Here is a 19,807-nt window from a genome sequence, read left to right as displayed (position 1 = left end):
GCCACTCCCGGGAACTGGCAATTGCACATGGACGACAAAACGCGTTCTGAAAGCGACTCGAGGTGAAAGTCACCCGCGCTCCACGGGAACTTGTCTTATAACCCATTGCCGGCGACTTGCACATTGGCGAAAACGGCTCTAAACCCACTCATCATATAGCTCATGAGAAACGCAGGATGCGGGAAGCAACGAGTGAACTGGAAAAGCAAATTGATCTGGTAACGAAGCTGCTTTCCCTGGCAGCGAAAGTGGGCTTACTGACTGGCGGGACGTGCATCGTCAGCTACCTGCTCGTCAACGGCCATTACCCGCAAGGCGTTTCCATCGGAGATAGCCTGCTGTTTTTGGTCGCGGCGTTCTGTTTCGGGGTCATCTGCCTTTACTTCTCGGCGTCCGTCACGGCTGCGGGCGTACTGCTTGCGCCACTGTTCGTACCAGTGCTGAGATTTCTCATCTGGTTCGCAACAATATTCAGCACTGAAAAGCCCAAGCCGGAACTGAAACTGCAGAAAATAACGTTCCTGACGGTGTTGCTTGGCATTTGTGGCGTGGTGACCATTTATTTTCTTGCGCGCAGAAATCCCATTGAGCATATGCCCCTCATTCTGCTGCCGATTTTTCAATACGTCGTTTATTCGGCCTTTCTTAAGCAGAACGAAAAAATAAAGGCCGTGTACGGGTCGCCCCCGCAGACGCAGACAGCCGGCGCCGAGCCTGTCGACAACGACGTCCACGTCGATGTGAAACCCATGAAAAGACTCAGGGCGATGATCGCCGGACTCCTCATCCTGGCACCCATTCTCATGGGCGGCGTTACCTCGGACTTGCTGCAAACCGCCATGAGCCTTGCCAAGATACGCATCGAACGAGCGACGATTCTGGTGAAACCGCCTTATGCCGGCCTACTTCCCGCTCCTAAGGATTCCCCCTTGGAGGGCTATAAAGCCTTTGATAACGCGACCGTGGTGTTCCGCGGAGTAGGCAACTCGACACTGATTGAAATGCGTACCGCGGATACAGCCATTCGGCTGGAAATCCCCAATGACTCGATCATCATCGAACGCAACACGAGGCTCATCACTCCACCCAAACCGGAGAGTGGAGATAAGGCCGGATAATCAAGGCAATTGAATCCCGCACGGCCCTGTGGGATTTCCAGATAGTGGGCGACCTTACAAAAAGGGGCGCACAAAACACTGCTCCATGACCCGCCGCCCCCACTGTTGTCCTTCCTGCTCATGTTCCAATCTGAAACCGAAATCTTCATATAACCTGCGAGCCGCATCGAGCCCCTGGAATGTCCAGAGCCGGGTAGCAGGAAACTGCCACTGGTCACAGAACTTCATCGCTTCGGCCAACAGGCGCCTGCCTGCGCCCTTGCCTCGGGCGCAATCGTCGAGAATGAAACAACGCAGGATCGCTTCACCGCCTTCGCCTTCACCGTCAATGGCAATCGAGCCGACAATGCGCTCCCCCTCCAGGGCCACCCAGACTTCATTGCGTGGGTTGTGCAAACGTCCCATCAGTTCGGCCATGTCCGAGGCCACCAGACTTTCGAAGGGCTGGCCGAAAGCCGAATGCCTGGCGTAGTAGTCCGCATGCATCTGCACAATGCGGCCGATGATTCCGGGGCGATAACCGCGGGCAATGTCCAGCAGTTGCGCCGGGGATGACAGTTCAGTACCGAGTCGATGTGCACGCAGCGCGACAGCATAGTGGGCGATGCCTTCACGGACTGTCCGGCGTTGCTCCTCGGTCAAGAGAGACATGGCCGCTTCTACCTGCTGCGTGGCGAAGCGATCGATGGAACGCAGTGTATCGGCTCCCTGCGCAGTGAGTCGCAGGTGCTTTGAGCGTGCGTCAGCCTCATTGGGAATTTCTTCGAGTTCACCCGCTTCGATGAGCTTGCGAACCATGCGGCTCACACTGGACTTTTCCAGGCCAAGGAGCTCGACCAGCTCGGCGGCCGTCAGCACCTGTCGGTTCCCGATCTCGACGATGGCATGCACGGACGATGGCGGATACGCCGTAGCCGCCAGCGTGGCGTTCATGAATCCCAATTCTCGCACCATGAGGCGCGACGCCGAACGGATGTGGTTGATCGCGCCTTGCGGGAAATGGTCCATGGGATACGCCTCAGCAGAAACATACAGTTAGTTGTATAGCACAACCAACTTAATCCTGGGCATGAGGAGAGGTGGGTTTCATTCGAACTCTATTCCTGGCAGGTCGGCGCAGGGAATGGACGCACGACCTGACCGACGCTGCGCTGACGACAGGAACTGGATCTTCAGGGCACGGCCTGACACGCCGCCCCTACTTCAACTCCACCAGTCGGAGCGACTGCGCCCCGTCCAGCGACAAGTGAATGGTTGCCGCCCGGCTAGGGAAATTCGGCGCATCGTCATCGGTATTCTCCATGACCGGAATATCGATCAACGTCTGCTCACCCGTCGGATCGCTGACCAGTTTGGCATCCAGCTTGTCGATCGAACGCCAGCTGTCACCACCGATGCGAATCACATCCAGCAAGTTGTAACGCTGCTTGCCCTCTTCGTTTTCTTCAGGGTTAAAAACCGCCAGGTATTGGCTGTAATTGTTGCCCATGCCAAAACCTTCAATGGTGAACACCGCAAGCGTTACTTCGCTGTCTTCCCCGGTATCCAGCGTCTGCACCAGCGTCGCTTCAGGGTAGCCGGTGGCGTAGCTGTCCTTGAGGAGTGCCACCAGATGCCCGACCTGCTCCTCCAAAGGTTTTGGAAGGGACTTCGGCTCGGCGGCGTGAGTCAGGGTACAGGCGAGGAACAGACTGGCAGTAAGCAAGTGCAATTTCATGAAAGAGAAAGTCCGAAGTACGGGAGGTGAGCGCAGATAGTAGCGCATCAACAGCATGGTTGATTAGCTACCACTCCCCACAGAAGACTATTCCCCAAGGAAGGTCATTCAACTCGTCGACGCCGGCACAAACACCGTTTCACGCCCTTTGCGGCCATCTGTCACGATGCGATTCACCAATTCATCCTGGATATGAGCGTACTCAGATAAAGAAAGTCGCAAGCGAGCTGCGTTGATCACCTGGGAGAAGATTCGCGTGCCGTTCAGGAGCACTTCCATGGTGATCAGGGTGCTGATCAATGTCCCGGGGAGGCAGTCTGCCTTGACGCTGTAGGTCAGGGGCCGCTTGCCATCGAATTGCTGGAGCACCATTTCGATGGCTGCCATTTCACTGTTGGCTCCGTGACTGCCCGCGACCAGATTACTGGGCTCTTCCCTGCCACCGAGACCATGGCCGCGCAGATGAAGCCATTCCTGATCGTCACGGGCGGCATAGCGCGATGCCGACAGCGACCCACTTTCGATCAATCCCACGGCTCGCCTTGCGTCTTCGACAGTGACACTGCTCAAGGGGGGCAGCAGGCCGAATGCCGTACCGTTAGCCACGGCGATGAAAAACTTCGCCATGACGCTGCCTTGAGACTTGCGCTTGTCGGCATTGCGGCCGGTGCCCACCAGCGCTTGTTCCAGCGACATATTGCTGTAGCCCGACTCATCAACCGCCCATTGACGATGGTTCCAGTCGGCGGCGATCTGGTGCATCGAAGGCTGTTCGCGCTCAAGCCGCATTGTCATGTGGAAACCGCCACCTTTGCGCTTGGCCTTGAAGATCTTGCGCCAATGGTAAAGGCTGGAGTGAGGTCGATTTCTCATCAAATACCAACCACGCCCCTTTGAATCAACAAGCCGGCCGAGTGCACCGGTTCCGCCGGGTGTCGGATGGAAATTGAACGGCGGAGTCACCCCTTCCGGCGGATCCATCTCGCCCAGCCCTTCGATTCGAACCTTACCGATGGCGATTTTCGGCGTGACGCGTGCGACATGTTTGATCGTTGCGCTGCTCGGTGGAGAGGCGCTTGGTAGAGAGGCTGAACCATCGTCCAGTAACGTATTGCAAAAAGGGCAATACATGAAAAGATCGCTGACCGGATAGTGGCACTTCTTGCAATTGGACACGGCACTCTCCTCCTTGGATGCGTTGAAAAAGGCTAGCACCAGAGTCGATTCCCAGCACATCAATCGGAAGAAAATAACGGTTTTGTCCAAGTGCGCTCAGCGGCGGCACATTCTACTTTTAAGGGAGGTTGCCCAGAGCGTTGGGGCAGTTTTCATGGGCATTGAATGTGCCACCGCCATCGCGAGCAGGCTCGCTCCCACAGGTTTCGTGATGGATTCGATTTTCCTGGGAAACTCGAAGAACGAGGGAGCGAGCCAGCTCGCGATGGCAGTGGATCATTGCGTAGGAGTATCACGTCGACGCTCGATGCCTCAACGCCAGGGTCATACGCTGCAGCAACTCGCTTTCCGAAAACGGCTTGTGCAGGACCGGGTAACCGGCGAATTCGCCCGGCACTCCGCTGGTACCGTATCCGGTGCTGAATAAGAACGGGATGCCGCGATCGCGCAGAATCTCGGCGACCGGAAAAACCCGTTCGCCGGCCAGGTTGACATCCAGGATGGCCAGGTCGATATACGCCGTGCTTGCCTCGTCCCGCGCCGTTGCGAGCCGTGCGACCGAGGCCACGATTTCGCAGCCCAGGTCTTCCAGCATTTCCTCGATCAACATGGCAATCGCGCCTTCATCCTCGACCACGAGTACCCTGACTCCAGCGAATGGAGGCATGCCTAGGCTCCGATCAGAAACGAGAAGCGGCAGCAAACGCCCTCCGGGGCAAAGGTCATGTCGAACTGGCCTCCCAGGTCGCGCTCGATACAACGCTTCATCAACCGCGAACCCAGTCCTTCCCGCTCCGGCCGGGCCACGAGCGGCCCGCCCTGCTCGCGCCAATCCAGGGTCAACAAGGTACCGTTTGGTTGGGGCTGCAGGTCCCAGGACACTGAAAGCGTCCCCGTCTCGACGGACATCGAGCCATATTTGAGCGCATTGATCGCCAGTTCGTTGAGGGTCATCGTGAAATTGAGCGCCACCCGGGTGCCGACGTCGATGGTCGCGCCCTCGACCGTGATGCGGTCGGGCTCGAGCCCGAAGACCGGCATCAGCACTTCCTTGGCCAGGGCGTCCAGAGGTGTGTTCTCCCAGTGCCGCTTCGTCAGCAGGTCATGAGCCCGCGACAACGCCAGCAGCCGGGCTTCGAATCGCCGGTAGCCGTCCTTGGCGTCTTCTGCGTTGCGCGCGGTCTGGGCCGCCAGGGATTGCACCGTGGCCAAGGTGTTCTTGACCCGATGATTGAGTTCGTCGATCAACGTCTTCTGGCGGTTTTCCGCCTGCTTTCGCTCGGTAATGTCCACCAACATGTTGATCGCGCCCACGAGGTTGCCATCGGCATCATGAAGGGGCGTGGGATAGGGGTTGAACGGCACACGGGTGCCATCCGGTCGTTGGGCAATAGCCTCGGCCCCCCGAATCGCCCGGTTCTCCTTCAACGCCACGGCCATTGGGCATTGGTCGTGGGGAAGCGGGCTTCCATCGGTGTTGAACAGCTTCCAGGTCACGCACCACAGGTCGCCCAACTGGGGCGTGCGCCCGGATAATTCGACAGCCGCACGATTGTAGAACGTGATCCGGCCTTCGGCGTCGGTGGTATAGACCGCAGCGGGCAGCGCTTCGAGCACATTGCGCATGTGCCGCTCGCTCTCGCGAACCTGGTTTTCCATTCGCTGCGCAAGGGTGACGTCCTGGAGCACCCGCACGCCATAGCGGAATTCGCCGCTAGCATCGCGTACCGACGAACTGTGTATGTCGAGATAGACGATCTCGCCATCCAGCTTGAGCGCGCGTTTGCGCAGCACGTAACTGTCCATTTCGCCGGCAACCTGGCGCGCGTACAAGGTCGCGTCCTGCTCGACGCTGTCCGGGTGGGTGTAGTCCAGGAATGTCATTGCCAGCAGTTGCTCGCGAGTACGGCCCAGCATGTGGCAGAGGGCGTCGTTCACCCGGAGCAGGCGACCGTCGACATCGGCCTCGGCAATCCCGATGGTCGCCGCCTCGTAGGTGGCAGAAAGCCTGTCGTCGCTCTCCTGGCGCGCAGCCTCGGCCGCATGAACGCACGTCACGTCGATGGTGAAACACCGGGTGTTGAAGAGTTTTCCGTCTTCGAACCGACCATTGGAAGTGATCGAGACATACTTGATCGAACCGTCCTTGGCCCTCAAGCGCGCCGGGTAGTTCTCCAGGCAATCACCGCTGCCCAGTTTATTGAGAATGTCGCCGATCACCGGCTCATCGACATGAAACTCGGTGATAGGACGACCGATATATTCCTCTTCCGAGTAACCCAGCAGGGCCAATTCAGCCTTGTTGGCACGCAGGATGATGCCCTCGCCACTGACGATATGCAGGCCCACGGCGCTGTTCTCGAAGAAGTCTTCAAGGTCGGCGCTCTTGCGCCGAAGCTCCTCGGCCATGGCGTGCTGCGCAGAGATGTCCTGGAAGCAATTGATTGCCCCTTGAATGACACCTCGCCGGTCTCTCAGGGCCCGGATATTCATGAGTGCCACGAACCGCGACCCGTCCGGGCGCTGGATGAGGATTTCCTGATTGCGGGTCACAACACCGGTACTGAGGGCCGAGGCCGTCGGGCTATCTGCAAACGCCAGCGGTGTACCGTCGGTCAAGAACAATCGATGGGAACCGCAGAAGCGATCACCGTTCACGCCGAGCTCCGGCCTGCGCCCCCACAGTTCGGCCGCCTCACTGTTGTATCTGACGAGCCAGCCCTCGCGATCACACAGATACACCGCACCGGGAATGGCCTCGAGCGCATTTTCGCCAATCGAAACCAGGCTTTCGTACTCGCTCGGAGCCAGTGTTTCCCTGGGAAGTTCTTCAACGTTTGACATCAGTGATCCTCGATCCACCTGGCTAACCTGCCCTTGCTGTCCATCGCCCCATGCATGTATTCGGGCCGGCAATCCGCCTCGAGCAACGCACTCTGAATTCAGGTGGGGGTCTCTTGCATGCAGCTACAATGGATTCTAGATCCTTATTCGTCGTACGAGTTCAGGTTAACTTGATGCAATAGCCCTTGTATCCGGAAAACCAAACAATGCTTGAGGTGCTTGCACCATCAGCGCCTTCATCAGCGACGCCGAACACCCCAGCGCGCGCAACTGCCCCATGACCGTCTCGAAGCCGACGCTTCGTTCATGTTGCGTATGCGGCCAGTCGCTGCCCCACACCAGGCGTCGGGGGCCGAAGCTCTGCGCCAGCAAGGCCAATGAGGCTCGGGCGAACTCCAGATTCTCATGATCGGTCCCGGCCAATCGGTAGATGCCGGACACCTTCATCCACAGCTGTCCGCTCAAACCCAGCTCCAGCAGCTCGGTAAAACCAGTTTGCTCGATGCCCAGGCGCGAATCCGCTCGTCCGAAGTGATCGATCACCAGCCTGATGCCAAATGGCATCAGTTGGCGAATCAGCCCCGGCAGGTCCGCCAGGTTGCGGTGTAATTCGACATGCCAGTCCAGCGCAACCAGATGGCCGAAGAAATCTCGCCAGGCTGCGTCCCGAAAATCAGGCAGGTCCTTGCCCATCAGATTCAAGCGCACACCGACCACCCCCAGCCGGGCCATGCCTTCCATCACCGCACGGCTGATGCCAGGCTCCAGCACCACGACCCCGCGCAATTGCTGGGGAGCCTGCTGGAGCGCGGCCAGTAGATAGCTGTTATCCGTGCCAAGAAAACTGGGCTGCACCAGCACGCCATGGCTCAGGCCATGGGCTTGCAAGTGGTGCAGGTATTGGCCAAGCGTCGCGTCATAGTCAGGTGTGTAGCGCCGCTCGGCAGCCAGCGCCAGCTCACGACTGAACACATGGGCATGGGAGTCGATGCCGGTGATTGGCGTAGAAAAGGTATCAGGCATGGGCGCTCTCGTTACCGTCGACCGTGGCGTTTGCCGGTGCAGTGGAGGCTTCAAGGTTGCGTCCGCGGGTTTCCGGCAGACACAGCGCCGCGAGCACCGCCACGCCATAAGCTATCCCGGCGTCGATGCCGATGGCTGAACCCAGGGACATGGAATCGCTCATGTGGCCGACCAGGAAGGGAAAGACCGCCGAGAGTACCCGGCCGAAGTTGTAGCAGAAGCCCACACCCGCGCCACGCACATCCGCCGGGTACAACTCGTTGAACAGCGCCCCGAGGCTCGCCGGAATGCCAGCGGCGAAGAAGCCGAGCGGGAACCCCAGGAACAGCATCTGAGTGTTGGTCAGCGGCAGGAATACGTAGCACTGCACAGTCACGACACAACATAGCGCGAACAGCACAATGTTCTTGCGACGGCCAATGCGATCGATCAGCAAGCCGCTGACCACGCAGCCACACCAGAAGGCGAAGATGATAACGGCCAGGTAGCCGCCGGAATTGAGGACCGACAGGTTGCGTTCGGTCTTGAGGAAGGTCGGCAGCCAGGTCATCACCGCGTGATAACCGCCATGTGCGCCTAGCCCCAGCAGCCCACCAAACAAGGTCACGCGGATCAGCTCAGGGCGAAAGATGCCGGCCAGGGACTTGAAGAAGCTCTGCGGGATCGCCTGTTCTTTTTGCAGGCGCTGGAAACTGTCCGGCTCCTCGACGTTACGCCGGACCCAGATGATCAGGAACGACGGCAGCAGGCCGACGATGAACATCACCCGCCAGGCCATGTCCTGGGGCACGAACGAGTAGATCAGCGTGAACACACCGACCGCCAGCCCCCAACCCACTGCCCAGGCGCTTTGTACCGTGCCCATGACCTTGCCGCGGTACTTGGGATTGATGGTTTCGGCCATCAGCACCGCACCGGCGGCCCATTCGCCACCGATCCCGAATCCCTGCAGCGCCTTGACGATCAGCAACTGGTGAAAGCCGGTGACGAACGCGGACAGAAAGGTGAAGAACGAGAACCACAGGATCATCCATTGCAGCGTGCGCACCCGGCCGTAGCGGTCCGACAACGTGCCGCCGACCCAGCCGCCGAGAGCCGAGGTCACCAGGGTCACGCCGCTGATCAGCCCCGCATCGCCCTTGGACAAGGCAAATGCCGCAATCAGCGCCGGTATCGCCAGGCCAAACATCTGTACTTCCAGCGCGTCGAGCGACCATCCGCCGAAACAGGCCCAAAACGTTTTGCGCTCCCGCGCGGTGACTTGGCGATACCAACTGAACATGATTTTTATCCTTATAAGCAGAACGAAAGGCAGCCGAGAGCGAACCGCGCCGCTACAGGGCCAGTGAGGGCAAACACAACGGTAAAAGCCGCGGCGACGACTCGCCGCCGGGTGACCCGCTAATCCGGCAGGGTCAACGGATCTCCACGCTGTAGCGGAAATGCTCGGCATGCCCGCGGGAGCGTCGCCACTCCAGCGGGTTGCCGGCGTAGTCCCGCGCCAGACGCTCGATCACCACAACCGGGCTATTGACCGGCACTTGCAGCAAACGGGCGTGAACGTCATTCACCGATTCGGCGGTGAGGGTTTCTTCGGCATAGGCGACAACCTGACCGCAGGTTTCTTCGTAGATGGGATAGAGCAGCGGCCCTTTCTGGCTCAGGTCGATATCGAGCAGCGATTGAAAGCGACTGCGCGGCAACCAGATTTCTTCGGCGAGCACTGGCTCGACGTCCAGCAGACGCACACGAACGATGCGGATCACCGGTGCGTCGACGGGCAATCCCAACGCCTGTGCCACCGCCGACGGCGCAGCCACTGGCTCGATGGACAAGATGCGGCTCTCCGGGACCCGACGTTCGCCCGAGGCGCTTTGAAACCGGAAGAAGCGGAACAACGAAGACTGGAACTGAGGGCGGCGAATAAAGGTACCGCGCCCCTGCTGACGCTCGAGAATGCCCTCGCTGACCAACGCATCGACCGCCTTGCGCACGGTACCGGTAGACAATTGGTACTCCGCCGAAAGGGCGGCCTCAGTGGGAATCGCTTCTCCCGGACGCCAGCGATTATTGGCGATCTGTTCAGCCAACTGGTCTCGTAGACGTTGATAGAGCGGCAGGCGGACATCGCTGGAAAGGGCTTTCATCGACTTTATTCACCTTGTTATCTAGTCATATATATGAATATACGCCGAGTATTTGCCGAGCCAGCGACGTTGTCAAGAATGGTCTCGGTATAGGGCTGACGAATGGCGAGTACACTACGCCGGCCCCCCATCACGGATCGGAGAAGCTTGATGAGCGTCGACTGGCTGAACTTCACACCTTGGTCATCCCTTGCAGGCGGCGCATTGATCGGCTTGGCCGCCAGTCTGTTGGTGGTCGCCAATGGGCGCGTTGCCGGCGTCAGCGGCCTGATTGGCAGCCTCTTGCAACGCCGCCGCGAGGGTGCGAGCGAGAAGATGCTGTTTCTCCTGGGGTTGCTGGTCGCACCGCTTGTGTGGGGCGCGTTCGCCTCGGTGCCACCGATTGAATTCCAGACCGGTGGGGTTGGGCTGGTTGCAGCGGGCCTGTTGGTGGGCATTGGCACCCGCTATGGCTCGGGCTGTACCAGTGGGCACGGCGTGTGCGGCATTGCACGGCTCTCGCCGCGTTCGATGGTCGCCACGGCGTGCTTCATGCTCTGCGGCTTCGTGACGGTGTTTGTCCTGCGCCATGGGTTGGGAGCCTGAACATGCTCAAGCTGACCGCGTTCATGGCCGGCCTGCTGTTTGGTATCGGCCTGCTGCTGGCAGGCATGACCAACCCGACCAAGGTGTTGGCTTTCCTCGATTTGAGCGGGGCCTGGGACCCGTCCCTAGCCTGGGTGATGGTCGGGGCGATTGGCGTCGCCATCGGACCGTTGACCTGGGCGAGCCGGCAATCGCGCTCGCTGCTGGGAAACCCGATGCAGTTACCGGTCAAGCGTGAACTGGACAGGCGCCTGATCGGCGGCAGCCTGGTGTTTGGCGTCGGCTGGGGCATCGCGGGCATCTGCCCCGGCCCCGCCGTCACAGTCCTGCTGACCGGACACTGGCAGATCATCGTCTTCACGTTGGCCATGCTGGCGGGCATGGCCGTGTTTTCTGTACTGGAAAACCGACCACGCCCTTGATCAATGACCCGCGTGACGGGGCAATGCCATGGAGATCAGCGCGGCGAGCAAGACAAAGCCGCTGGAAATCCATAGGCATGCCTCCAGCCCATGAGCCTGATACACCCAACCGGAAAGCAGCGTGCCGATCAGCCGGCCCATAGCGTTGGACATGTAGTAAAAACCCACGTCCAGCGACACGCCGTCCTCCTTGGCATAGGACACGATCAGGTAGCTGTGCAAGGACGAATTCACCGCGAACAACGCACCAAACACCGCCAACCCGCCGAGCAGCACCGTCTGTTGCGGCAGTCCGCTGCCCAGGCCCAGCGCAATAGCCATCGGCAGGCCCGCCAGTGCCAGCGCCCAAAGGAACGCGCCACGCCCGTCCGGTACATGCCCCCGTTTTTTGCCAGTGATATAGGGCGCGAACGACTGCACGAGGCCGTAGCCGATCACCCAGGCGGCGAGGTAACTGCCGACCTTCCAGAAGTCCCAGGCAAAGACGCTGCTCAGATAGACCGGCAAGGCCACCACGAACCAGACGTCGCGGGCGCCGAACAGGAACAGCCGCGCCGCCGACAGGATATTGATCGCGCGGCTCTTGGACAGCAGGTCGCGGAACCTGGGCTTGGCTTTCGCCTTGCCCAGGTCCCTCTTCAACAGGATCAGACTGCCGATCCAGATCAGCCCCAACACGCTGGCCATCGCCAGCAGCGCGCCCCTGAACCCCAGCGACGCCAGCAACGCGCCACCGAGGAAAAAACCAATACCCTTGAGGGCGTTTTTCGAGCCGGTGAGCATCGCCACCCACCGGTAGAGCGTGCCCTGTTGCCCGTCGGGCACCAGCAGCTTGAGGGTGCTTTTGGCACTCATCTTGTTCAGGTCCTTGGCGATCCCGGACAGGGCCTGGGCCGCCATCACCCAGGGGACCGTCAGCCAGACCGTCGGCACCGTCAACAGGAGCAATGCCACGACCTGCATGCCCAGGCCGACGTTCATGGTGCGATTCAAACCCAGCCGGGCACCGAGATAGCCGCCCACCAGGTTGGTGATGACGCCAAAGAGTTCATAGAACAGGAACAACGCAGCGATCTGCAGCGGGCTGTAGCCCAACGCGTGAAAGTGCAGCACCACCAACATGCGCAAGGCACCGTCGGTGAGGGTGAATGCCCAGTAGTTGCCCGTGACGAGCAGGTATTGCCGCACTTCCGGAGCGAGGGCCGCCAGTGACTTCATGAATGCCCGGCCAGACCGACCATTCGCGCCAGTTCGACGGTGCGATTGGCATAGCCCCACTCATTGTCGTACCAGGCATAGAGCTTGACCTGGGTCCCGTTGACGACGAGGGTCGACAGCGCATCGATGATCGATGAGCGCGGGTCGGTCCGGTAGTCGATAGACACCAGCGGCCGCTCTTCGAAACCGAGGATGTCTTTCAATTCGTTCTCGGAGGCGTCCTTGAGCCATTGATTCACTTCTTCGACGGTGGTGGCTCGCTCGACCTCGAAGACACAATCGGTCAGCGAAGCATTGGCCAGTGGTACGCGCACGGCGTGACCGTTCAGGCGCCCACGCAACTCGGGAAAGATTTCCGCGATGGCGGTGGCCGAGCCGGTGCTGGTCGGGATCAGACTCATGCCGCAAGCGCGGGCGCGGCGCAGGTCCTTGTGGGGTTGATCGAGCAGGCTCTGGGTGTTGGTCAGGTCATGGATGGTAGTGATCGAGCCGTGGCGGATGCCGAGCTTCTCGTGAATGACCTTGACCACCGGGGCCAGGCAGTTGGTGGTGCAGGATGCGGCAGTGACAATGGGATGTTCGGCAGCTTTGAACAGGTGGTGATTGACCCCCATGACGATGTTCAGCGCACCCTTTTCCTTCACCGGGGCGCTGACCACCACACGCTTCACGCCTTGGTCGAGGTAAGCCTTGAGCACCGCGACGGTCTTCATCTTGCCACTGGCTTCGATCACCAGATCGCAGGCCGACCAGTCGGTGTCGGCAATGGCCCTGTTGGCCGTCACTTTGATCCGCTTGCCCTTGATGACGATGTCGTTGCCGTCTGCATCAGCCTGGTGGCTCCAGCGGCCGTGCACGGAGTCGAAGTTCAACAGATGCGCATGAGTGGCCGCATCACCGGCCGGGTCATTGATCTGCACAAACTCGAACTCGGGCCAATGCCAGGCGGCCCGTAGCGCGAGACGACCGATCCGGCCAAAACCATTGATGCCCACTTTGATCGTCATGTTGTTCGAACCTATATGCGAAAAATCGAATATATGTTTTACCGTATGTAATGGGAACCCCCACGCGCCGGTATTGCGAAGGCAAATTGGGAGAGCGGTGGATCAGGTAGTTCAATGTTGAATATGCCGCCGCTATCGCGAGCAGGCTCGCTCCCACAGAGGTCCGGTGTCGTGCATAAGTAGTGCATGCACCGCCGATCCAATGTGGGAGCGAGCCTGCTCGCGATGACGGTGGTTCGGCTTGCATCCATGTCGAATGTATCACCGCCTTCGCGGGCAAGCCCGGCTCCCACAAAGGTCTGTATCGCACATGCACCGCCGACCCAATGTGGGAGCGAGCTTGCTCGCGATGGCGGTGGTAAAGTGCACGGCAATCGAATGAGAACCCACTTTGAGAGGCCCAGGGTGTCCAACCTCCATCTCTCGTCATCCGCAGCGATAACAGCATGATCGAAATCACTGAAGTTTCCATTGCCCAATTGCGCGCCGCGCTCGAATCTAGACAGACGACAGCGGTAGAGCTGGTCCAGGCCTACCTCGCCAGGATCGAGGCCTACGATGGGCCGGACACGCCCACCGCCCTGAACGCGGTGGTGGTGCGAAACCCGGAAGCGTTGAACGAAGCACAGGCATCCGATGCCCGCCGGGCCCAGGGCAAGACGCTGGGTCCGCTCGATGGCATTCCCTACACCGCCAAGGACAGTTATCTGGTGAAAGGCCTCACCGCCGCCTCCGGAAGTCCGGCCTTCAAGGACCTGGTTGCCTACCGCGATGCCTTCACCATCGAGCGGCTGCGCGGCGCCGGGGCGATCTGCCTGGGCAAGACCAATATGCCGCCCATGGCCAACGGCGGCATGCAGCGCGGCGTGTACGGCCGTGCCGAGAGCCCGTACAACGGCGACTACCTCACCGCGCCCTTTGCCTCGGGCTCTTCCAACGGCGCCGGCACGGCAACGGCGGCCAGTTTCGCGGCATTCGGCCTGGCCGAGGAAACCTGGTCCAGCGGGCGCGGCCCGGCCTCGAATAATGGCTTGTGTGCCTATACGCCTTCACGCGGCGTGATCTCGGTGCGCGGCAACTGGCCACTGACGCCCACGATGGACGTGGTGGTCCCTTACGCCCGGACCATGGCCGATCTGCTGGAAGTGCTGGATGTGGTGGTCGCACAGGACCCGGACACCCGAGGCGACCTGTGGCGCCTGCAACCCTGGGTGCCCATTCCAAGCGTCGACGCCGTGCGACCCGCCTCCTACCCCGCGCTCGCCGCCGCTCCCGAGGCGTTGGCAGGTATTCGCTTCGGCGTTCCGCGCATGTACATCAATGCCGATCCCGACGCCGGCACGGCTGAAGCCCCGGGCATCGGCGGTCCGACCGGGCAACGCATCATCACCCGCCCTTCGGTGATCGCCCTCTGGGAAGAAGCACGCAAGGCCCTCGAAGCCTGCGGCGCCGAAGTGGTCGAAGTGGATTTCCCGCTGGTGTCCAACTGTGAAGGCGACCGCCCCGGCGCTCCGACAGTGTTTACCCGTGGCCTGGTTTCCAAGGAGTTCCTCCACCACGAACTGTGGGACCTGTCGGCCTGGGCGTTCGATGATTTCCTGCGGGCCAACGGTGATCCGAAACTCAATCGCCTGGCCGACGTGAACGGCCCGCTGATCTTCCCCCACGACCCGGGCACCCTGCCCAACCGCGAGGACGATCTGGCCGCCGGGATGGACGAATACGTGAAAATGGCCGAACGCGGCATCACGCCCTGGGACCAGATCCCCACGCTGCCGGATGGCCTGCGGGGGCTGGAAAAGACCCGGCAGATCGACCTTGAAGACTGGATGAAGCGGCTTGGACTCGATGCGGTGATCTTCCCCACTGTCGCCGACGTCGGGCCGGCGGACGCCGACGTCAACCCGGTCTCCGCGGATATCGCCTGGAGCAACGGGGTCTGGGTCGCCAACGGTAACCTCGCCATCCGCCATCTGGGCGTGCCTACCGTCACGGTGCCGATGGGGGTCATGGCAGACATCGGCATGCCTGTCGGGCTGACGTTTGCCGGTCGTGCCTATGACGATTCGAAGCTGCTGCGCCTGGCCTCGGCATTCGAGTCGACCGGTTCGAAGCGGCGAGTACCTCCGCGCACTCCGCCGTTGTCGATTCGCTGAAGCTAAAGGGTGGCGGAGCCTGTCCCGCCACCCTCTCCCCTCGCCGCCGGGTAAGTCAGCTTGAGTCCGTGCGCTTGTGCAGCAGGGTTCAATATAGCCCTGCTCGATTTATCCTTGTCCATGACGTGGATCACCTCGACACCGCGGAGCAACAGATAATCGGCGATGATCCTGCGATGGCAGCGCCACCAGACGGCTTCCGCGCACATGATGACGCACCGCTGGGTTTCACCGAGCGCCAGCAACCGGTTCAGACCGTCCTCGAACTCATCCGAGAGCGCATAGTCGGCGTAATTGTGAAAACTGCGATTGGTCCAGAAGGCATTGGTCTCGTCGGGGACGACGCTTGATTTCTTTCGCAGTCCTCCCAGTTCCAGAATCTGCTCATGGTTGATTCCAAGCCGGGCCAATTCTCCAGGCAAGGTATCCAGGTTGTACTGGGGATTCGTCCGGGATCGTGGAACCGTTCGCACATCGACCACGGTGTCGATACCGAAGCTGCCGATGGTTTCCACGAACTGCTCAAGGGTCCTGGTCGAATGACCTATCGTATAAACCTCACTCATGACCAAAACCCTCGATACAGTACGATCAATGGCTACCGGATTCGGCGTTCGCGCCATATTTCTCCAGCAACTTCAGCGTGACACCGTTGGTCCAGCCGAAGCCGTCCTGCAACTCGTATTCGCCCCCGCCGCCACCCTGCCCCGCGCCGGACACGTCGTATTTCTCCACCAGTTTGTCTTCGTCGCGATAGAGATTCTGTACTTGCTGCAGAAAGCGCGTGCCAATCTGCTCCGCCAGCGCGGTTTGCCCATAACGGCTCAAACCTTCCACCGCTACCCATTGCAGCGGTGCCCAGCCGTTGGGCTCATCCCACTGCTGGCCATTGCTGACCTGGGTGGTCGCGATGCCGCCCGGACGCAGCAAGCCTGCGCGTACCGCATCGGCAGTACGGCCTGCACGCTCGGCTGAGGCCAGGCCGGTGTACAACGGAAACAGCGTTGCAGCAGTCAGGTTTGGGCGTGACTGCTTCAACTGCCAATCGTAGTCCACGTAATAACCGCCATCGGCCTTCCATAAATGTCGCTCGATGGCACGCTGGCGCTGGTCGGCGCGCTGGCCATAGGCCTGGACGCAAGGCACGTTCTGAACGGTCTCGCAGCCTTTGGCGATGGTGCGCTCCAGGTGATACATCAGGCTGTTCAGGTCCACCGGCACGATGGAGGTGGTCCGTATCGTCGTCAGGTCCTTGCCGTCGCCCAGCCAGCGGGAGCTGAAATCCCAGCCGCTTTCTGCCCCGGCACGCAGGTCACGCCAAACCTCCTGCTTCGGCCGGTCCGGCGTCTGTTCGGCGGTCTTGACGTCTTGCAACCACGATTCCTGCCGCGGCGTCGGACTGGCATCCCAGTAGCGATTGAGCACGCTGCCATCCGCCAGCTTGACCACATGCCGGGCAGCCGCGTCGGGCTTGAGCGTCTGTGCGCCGGCCATCCAGTAGGCGTATTCCTTTTGCAGTTGTGGCAGGTATCGACTGTAGGCCTGATCACCCTCGATGTGCGCCTGCAACTCCACCATGTAGGCAAAGAACGGCGGCTGGGTGCGGCTCAGGTAATAGGTGCGATTGCCATTGGGAATGTGGCCGTAGGTGTCGATCATGTAGGCGAAGTTGTCGACCATCTGCCGCACCCGGGCCTTGTCGCCGCTTTGCTCCAGGCCGAGCATGGTGAAATAGGAATCCCAGTAGTACATCTCGCGAAAACGCCCGCCCGGCACCACATAAGGCTGGGGCAAGGGCAACAGGCTGCTGTACTGAGGCACTTCCCTGTAGGTTCGGCTCAGCACCGGCCAGAGATTGTCGATGTGCTCCCGGATCGGCGCGCCGGGCTTGGGTGCCGGGCTTTCGGCTTGACCGGATTCGGTGAAATTGTCCTTGACGAAGGCCTTGAGGTCGAAGCCGGCGCTGTCGCGGCGGGCCAGGTAATCGGCACGGATCCGCGCCGGATCGCGGTTGGGCAGCGCGTCCACGAAGTGTTTCTGGTCGGTAAACACCTGGCCGCGTTGCACCGCTTCGAACAGTTCCGGGTAAGCCTGGTCAGGTGGTGAGTTGGCCCGTCCCTGGGCATCGGCGTAGCTCCATGTTGCCGACGGTTGACTGGAACAGGCCGCGCAAAGCACGACGGCGAAGGACAGGCTGGTGAAATGCAAAGGTCGCATCAGTGGACTCCCTGTTGTCGTTCCTGGACAAACGAGTGACAGGAGGGAGTGACACTGGGTTCCTTTAAATAACCGGATCGATGGTGTTTGTCATTCGCGTAGCAACGTCAAGCCCCAGCTCACGAAGCACTCGCCAGCATGGTCTGGTTACGCCCCCTGGCCTTGGCCATGTAGAGCGCCTGATCGGCTTGCTTGAGCAGGTCTTGCGCCGTCACCTCCTCCATGAGCACCATGACCGCCAGGCCAATGCTCACCGTCACGAAGCCGAACGGCGACCTGGCATGGGGCAGCGCCAGGGCTTCCACGGCTTCGCCCAAGGCCTGGGCATGCTGCAGCGCACTGTCGGCGTTGGGCGTCGTGGTGATGAGGACAAACTCCTCGCCCCCGTAGCGCGCCACCAGGTCACCGGCCCGCTGGGCATGGACTTTCAGCGCATTGGCGACGCTTCGCAGGCAGTCATCGCCAGCCTGATGCCCGTAATGGTCGTTATAGCTCTTGAACAGGTCGACATCGATCAGCATCAACGACAACAGTGTTCCCGCGCGCACCGAGCGCCGCCATTCGTTGACCAGGGTCTCATCGAAATGCCGGCGGTTGGCGATTCCCGTCAAGCCGTCAGTGGTGCTCAGCACAACCAATTGCCGATTGGCTTCCTCAAGCGCCGCTGTCCGGTCCTTGACCTTGAGCTCCAATTGCTCCTGGGCGTCCTGGATCCGATCCGCCATCGAGGCAAAGTCCCGGGCCAGTTCGCCAATTTCGTCGGCGGAGCGGACCGGCAGCCTGTCGCGGTTCAGGCGTTCCCTGGACAAACCCAGCGAGCGTGTTGCCTGCATCAGGCGAAACAGCGGGATGGCCACCTGCTTCTGCAGAATGGAGCGCAGGATGAAAATCTCCACCAGCAGGGTCAGCAGTCCAAGGGCAACCACGATCAGCAGGTTGTTGAGAATCGCCGGCACCATGTGCGCCCGGGGAAAGTGCACGGCAAGTGCCCAGGGCGTACCGGGAACGAGGCCCATCGCGACAATGTCGTCACGTGTCTGCACCACCACGGCCTTGCCGGGCGTCAGCGCAGGTACGGTCTCTAGAAGCGGATAGTCGCCGTCCAGCCCGAGCGAGCGGATGGAGGCTTTGCCCTCGCTGGTTTTGACCTGGTCCATCTTGCCTGGGTAGTAGATCAGCGTGCCGTCGCCATCGGCGATAAACATGGTGCTGTACGCACCGTCCACAAAGGGGCTCGCCGTGCGCTTCATGAGTTCATCGAGCAGCACATCGACACAGGCCAGGATCTGGTGCTTGCCGGAGGCGTCGGCCACGTCGGGCGTGGCCACGGTGGTCATCCAGGCGTCGTTCGATGCATCCCAGTACATCCGCGTGAACAACGTTTCGCTGGCTGGGCTCGCAAAACCGCGCGCATAGAACTCATAGGTTTCCAGCTTCAGGGCATCCGGCCCGGAATAGGTAAAGACCTTGGCGATATCAGCCTGCTGGTAGATGGGAAAGCCCTTCTCGGGCACCACACCATAGAAATTGAACAGCCGTCCCTGGACGCTGGAGCCGTATTTGTACGAGAGAATATACGACAGGGCAAACCGCGCCTTGATGTCATCGTCGGGTGGCATGTCGGGCGCGTAGGTGGCTGACATCCCGGCAAACCGACGGCCATCCGGCAAGGGTTCGCCTTCGAACAGCATCGGTCGCTGGGTGTAGGAGCCGTCCTCGTGCCGGTAGAAGATCCGGTCGAAGTCCTGCACCAGTGCAGCTCGACTTCCCGGATTGTCCAGGCGGCTCCTGAACTCATTCAGGAAATTGCGCTGCAGATCCTTTATTTCGTTGAACGGCAGGGATTCGCGCTGCAAGGTCTGCTCGGTGGAGAGCAACAATTGCGTGGTAATCGCTTTTTCCAGCGAGGACAGGTTCACATAATAGGAAATCGCACCGGCACACAACGAAACCAGGCCGATCCGCAGGACCGCCAGACGCAGCGCACGAGCAGTGAGTGAGTGTTTGCCGGAACTCAGCCCCGGGTCTTGTTGCACCATCTCTTGCTCTCCGCTCCAACATCTCGCCAGCGTCAATGCGCATATGGGCTGTATCGGCTCGGCAGCCAGGGGCTGGAGTTTTCCCGGGCGAATTTCAGCTAAACAATCGGGCGAACCTCTACAATCCCACGGAAACGA

General features: G+C 60.6%; 17 protein-coding genes. 4 read left to right on the top strand and 13 right to left on the bottom strand.

Annotated elements, in window-relative coordinates; genetic code table 11:
* Positions 1-176 precede the first annotated feature (176 nt).
* The gene (locus CGA22_RS24500; RefSeq protein WP_052435060.1) at positions 177-1,118 is read left to right on the top strand and encodes a hypothetical protein; all 942 of its coding nucleotides are present in this window, start codon (positions 177-179) and stop codon (positions 1,116-1,118) included.
* Positions 1,119-1,172: 54 nt separating this feature from the next.
* Here CGA22_RS24500 and CGA22_RS24495 read toward each other — a convergent pair whose 3' ends face one another.
* The 8 genes from CGA22_RS24495 to CGA22_RS24460 all read right to left on the bottom strand — a co-directional run bounded on the left by CGA22_RS24495 (position 1,173) and on the right by CGA22_RS24460 (position 10,025).
* Positions 1,173-2,126 carry a bifunctional helix-turn-helix transcriptional regulator/GNAT family N-acetyltransferase gene (locus CGA22_RS24495; protein ID WP_041020038.1) on the bottom strand — a complete coding sequence of 318 codons (954 nt, stop codon included), beginning with the start codon at positions 2,124-2,126 and terminating at the stop codon, positions 1,173-1,175.
* A 190-nt stretch (positions 2,127-2,316) separates the two neighbouring features.
* Positions 2,317-2,892, bottom strand: a complete 576-nt coding sequence (locus tag CGA22_RS24490; protein ID WP_223194919.1) for a hypothetical protein — start codon at positions 2,890-2,892, stop codon at positions 2,317-2,319.
* A 51-nt stretch (positions 2,893-2,943) separates the two neighbouring features.
* On the bottom strand, positions 2,944-4,101 hold the full coding sequence (locus CGA22_RS24485) for a hypothetical protein (RefSeq protein WP_156996818.1): 1,158 nt from the start codon (positions 4,099-4,101) through the stop codon (positions 2,944-2,946).
* A gap of 202 nt (positions 4,102-4,303) precedes the next feature.
* Positions 4,304-4,678 carry a response regulator gene (locus tag CGA22_RS24480; RefSeq protein ID WP_041020035.1) on the bottom strand — a complete coding sequence of 125 codons (375 nt, stop codon included), beginning with the start codon at positions 4,676-4,678 and terminating at the stop codon, positions 4,304-4,306.
* A 2-nt stretch (positions 4,679-4,680) separates the two neighbouring features.
* On the bottom strand, positions 4,681-6,855 hold the full coding sequence (locus CGA22_RS24475; RefSeq protein WP_041020034.1) for a PAS domain S-box protein: 2,175 nt from the start codon (positions 6,853-6,855) through the stop codon (positions 4,681-4,683).
* Positions 6,856-7,020: 165 nt separating this feature from the next.
* The gene (locus CGA22_RS24470; RefSeq protein WP_041020033.1) at positions 7,021-7,878 is read right to left on the bottom strand and encodes an amidohydrolase family protein; all 858 of its coding nucleotides are present in this window, start codon (positions 7,876-7,878) and stop codon (positions 7,021-7,023) included.
* On the bottom strand, positions 7,871-9,160 hold the full coding sequence (locus CGA22_RS24465) for an MFS transporter (RefSeq protein ID WP_041020032.1): 1,290 nt from the start codon (positions 9,158-9,160) through the stop codon (positions 7,871-7,873). The genes CGA22_RS24470 and CGA22_RS24465 overlap by 8 nt, the downstream gene beginning before the upstream one ends.
* A 133-nt stretch (positions 9,161-9,293) precedes the next feature.
* The gene (locus tag CGA22_RS24460; RefSeq protein ID WP_041020031.1) at positions 9,294-10,025 is read right to left on the bottom strand and encodes a GntR family transcriptional regulator; all 732 of its coding nucleotides are present in this window, start codon (positions 10,023-10,025) and stop codon (positions 9,294-9,296) included.
* Positions 10,026-10,175: 150 nt separating this feature from the next.
* Here CGA22_RS24460 and CGA22_RS24455 point away from each other — a divergent pair, with 150 nt between their 5' ends.
* On the top strand, positions 10,176-10,610 hold the full coding sequence (locus CGA22_RS24455; RefSeq protein ID WP_041020030.1) for a YeeE/YedE family protein: 435 nt from the start codon (positions 10,176-10,178) through the stop codon (positions 10,608-10,610).
* A gap of 2 nt (positions 10,611-10,612) precedes the next feature.
* The gene (locus CGA22_RS24450) at positions 10,613-11,032 is read left to right on the top strand and encodes a YeeE/YedE family protein (protein ID WP_041020029.1); all 420 of its coding nucleotides are present in this window, start codon (positions 10,613-10,615) and stop codon (positions 11,030-11,032) included.
* Here the strand turns inward: CGA22_RS24450 and arsJ are convergent, their stop codons facing one another.
* On the bottom strand, positions 11,033-12,250 hold the full coding sequence (arsJ, locus tag CGA22_RS24445) for an organoarsenical effux MFS transporter ArsJ (protein WP_188258736.1): 1,218 nt from the start codon (positions 12,248-12,250) through the stop codon (positions 11,033-11,035).
* Positions 12,247-13,257: an ArsJ-associated glyceraldehyde-3-phosphate dehydrogenase gene (locus CGA22_RS24440; protein WP_041023158.1), complete on the bottom strand. Its 1,011-nt coding sequence runs from the start codon at positions 13,255-13,257 to the stop codon at positions 12,247-12,249. Before CGA22_RS24440 ends, arsJ begins: the two co-directional genes overlap by 4 nt.
* A gap of 446 nt (positions 13,258-13,703) precedes the next feature.
* Between CGA22_RS24440 and CGA22_RS24435 the strand changes: the two genes are divergently transcribed.
* A complete protein-coding gene (locus tag CGA22_RS24435; RefSeq protein WP_188258735.1) occupies positions 13,704-15,413 on the top strand; it encodes an amidase in 1,710 nt (569 codons plus the stop codon).
* 2 nt (positions 15,414-15,415) lie between these two features.
* On the opposite strand, the gene CGA22_RS24430 is transcribed toward CGA22_RS24435, so the two are convergent.
* From CGA22_RS24430 to CGA22_RS24420, 3 genes are all read right to left on the bottom strand, one after another.
* The gene (locus CGA22_RS24430; RefSeq protein ID WP_041024501.1) at positions 15,416-15,979 is read right to left on the bottom strand and encodes a DUF488 family protein; all 564 of its coding nucleotides are present in this window, start codon (positions 15,977-15,979) and stop codon (positions 15,416-15,418) included.
* A gap of 25 nt (positions 15,980-16,004) precedes the next feature.
* Positions 16,005-17,630, bottom strand: a complete 1,626-nt coding sequence (gene treA / locus CGA22_RS24425; protein ID WP_041024500.1) for an alpha,alpha-trehalase TreA — start codon at positions 17,628-17,630, stop codon at positions 16,005-16,007.
* 119 nt (positions 17,631-17,749) lie between these two features.
* Complete coding sequence (locus CGA22_RS24420; RefSeq protein WP_041024499.1) at positions 17,750-19,669, bottom strand: diguanylate cyclase; 1,920 nt, start codon at positions 19,667-19,669, stop codon at positions 17,750-17,752.
* Positions 19,670-19,807: the final 138 nt, after the last annotated feature.

The sequence above is a fragment of the Pseudomonas sp. PSB18 genome (genome assembly GCF_014596565.1).
GTDB lineage: Bacteria > Pseudomonadota > Gammaproteobacteria > Pseudomonadales > Pseudomonadaceae > Aquipseudomonas.
Note: the sequence above shows the minus strand (reverse complement) of the source record. Positions and strands in the feature narration are given on the sequence as shown.

What these genes read in the sequence shown, in the direction of transcription:
- CGA22_RS24435 (WP_188258735.1), top strand. Translation starts at nt 13,704, where the DNA reads ATGATCGAAATCACTGAAGTTTCCATTGCCCAATTGCGCGCCGCGCTC.
- CGA22_RS24440 (WP_041023158.1), bottom strand. Translation starts at nt 13,257, where the DNA reads ATGACGATCAAAGTGGGCATCAATGGTTTTGGCCGGATCGGTCGTCTC.
- CGA22_RS24465 (WP_041020032.1), bottom strand. Translation starts at nt 9,160, where the DNA reads ATGTTCAGTTGGTATCGCCAAGTCACCGCGCGGGAGCGCAAAACGTTT.
- CGA22_RS24480 (WP_041020035.1), bottom strand. Translation starts at nt 4,678, where the DNA reads ATGCCTCCATTCGCTGGAGTCAGGGTACTCGTGGTCGAGGATGAAGGC.
- CGA22_RS24460 (WP_041020031.1), bottom strand. Translation starts at nt 10,025, where the DNA reads ATGAAAGCCCTTTCCAGCGATGTCCGCCTGCCGCTCTATCAACGTCTA.
- CGA22_RS24500 (WP_052435060.1), top strand. Translation starts at nt 177, where the DNA reads ATGCGGGAAGCAACGAGTGAACTGGAAAAGCAAATTGATCTGGTAACG.
- CGA22_RS24420 (WP_041024499.1), bottom strand. Translation starts at nt 19,669, where the DNA reads ATGGTGCAACAAGACCCGGGGCTGAGTTCCGGCAAACACTCACTCACT.
- CGA22_RS24475 (WP_041020034.1), bottom strand. Translation starts at nt 6,855, where the DNA reads ATGTCAAACGTTGAAGAACTTCCCAGGGAAACACTGGCTCCGAGCGAG.
- CGA22_RS24430 (WP_041024501.1), bottom strand. Translation starts at nt 15,979, where the DNA reads ATGAGTGAGGTTTATACGATAGGTCATTCGACCAGGACCCTTGAGCAG.
- CGA22_RS24495 (WP_041020038.1), bottom strand. Translation starts at nt 2,126, where the DNA reads ATGGACCATTTCCCGCAAGGCGCGATCAACCACATCCGTTCGGCGTCG.
- CGA22_RS24455 (WP_041020030.1), top strand. Translation starts at nt 10,176, where the DNA reads ATGAGCGTCGACTGGCTGAACTTCACACCTTGGTCATCCCTTGCAGGC.
- arsJ (WP_188258736.1), bottom strand. Translation starts at nt 12,250, where the DNA reads ATGAAGTCACTGGCGGCCCTCGCTCCGGAAGTGCGGCAATACCTGCTC.
- CGA22_RS24470 (WP_041020033.1), bottom strand. Translation starts at nt 7,878, where the DNA reads ATGCCTGATACCTTTTCTACGCCAATCACCGGCATCGACTCCCATGCC.
- CGA22_RS24450 (WP_041020029.1), top strand. Translation starts at nt 10,613, where the DNA reads ATGCTCAAGCTGACCGCGTTCATGGCCGGCCTGCTGTTTGGTATCGGC.
- CGA22_RS24490 (WP_223194919.1), bottom strand. Translation starts at nt 2,892, where the DNA reads ATGCTGTTGATGCGCTACTATCTGCGCTCACCTCCCGTACTTCGGACT.
- treA (WP_041024500.1), bottom strand. Translation starts at nt 17,630, where the DNA reads ATGCGACCTTTGCATTTCACCAGCCTGTCCTTCGCCGTCGTGCTTTGC.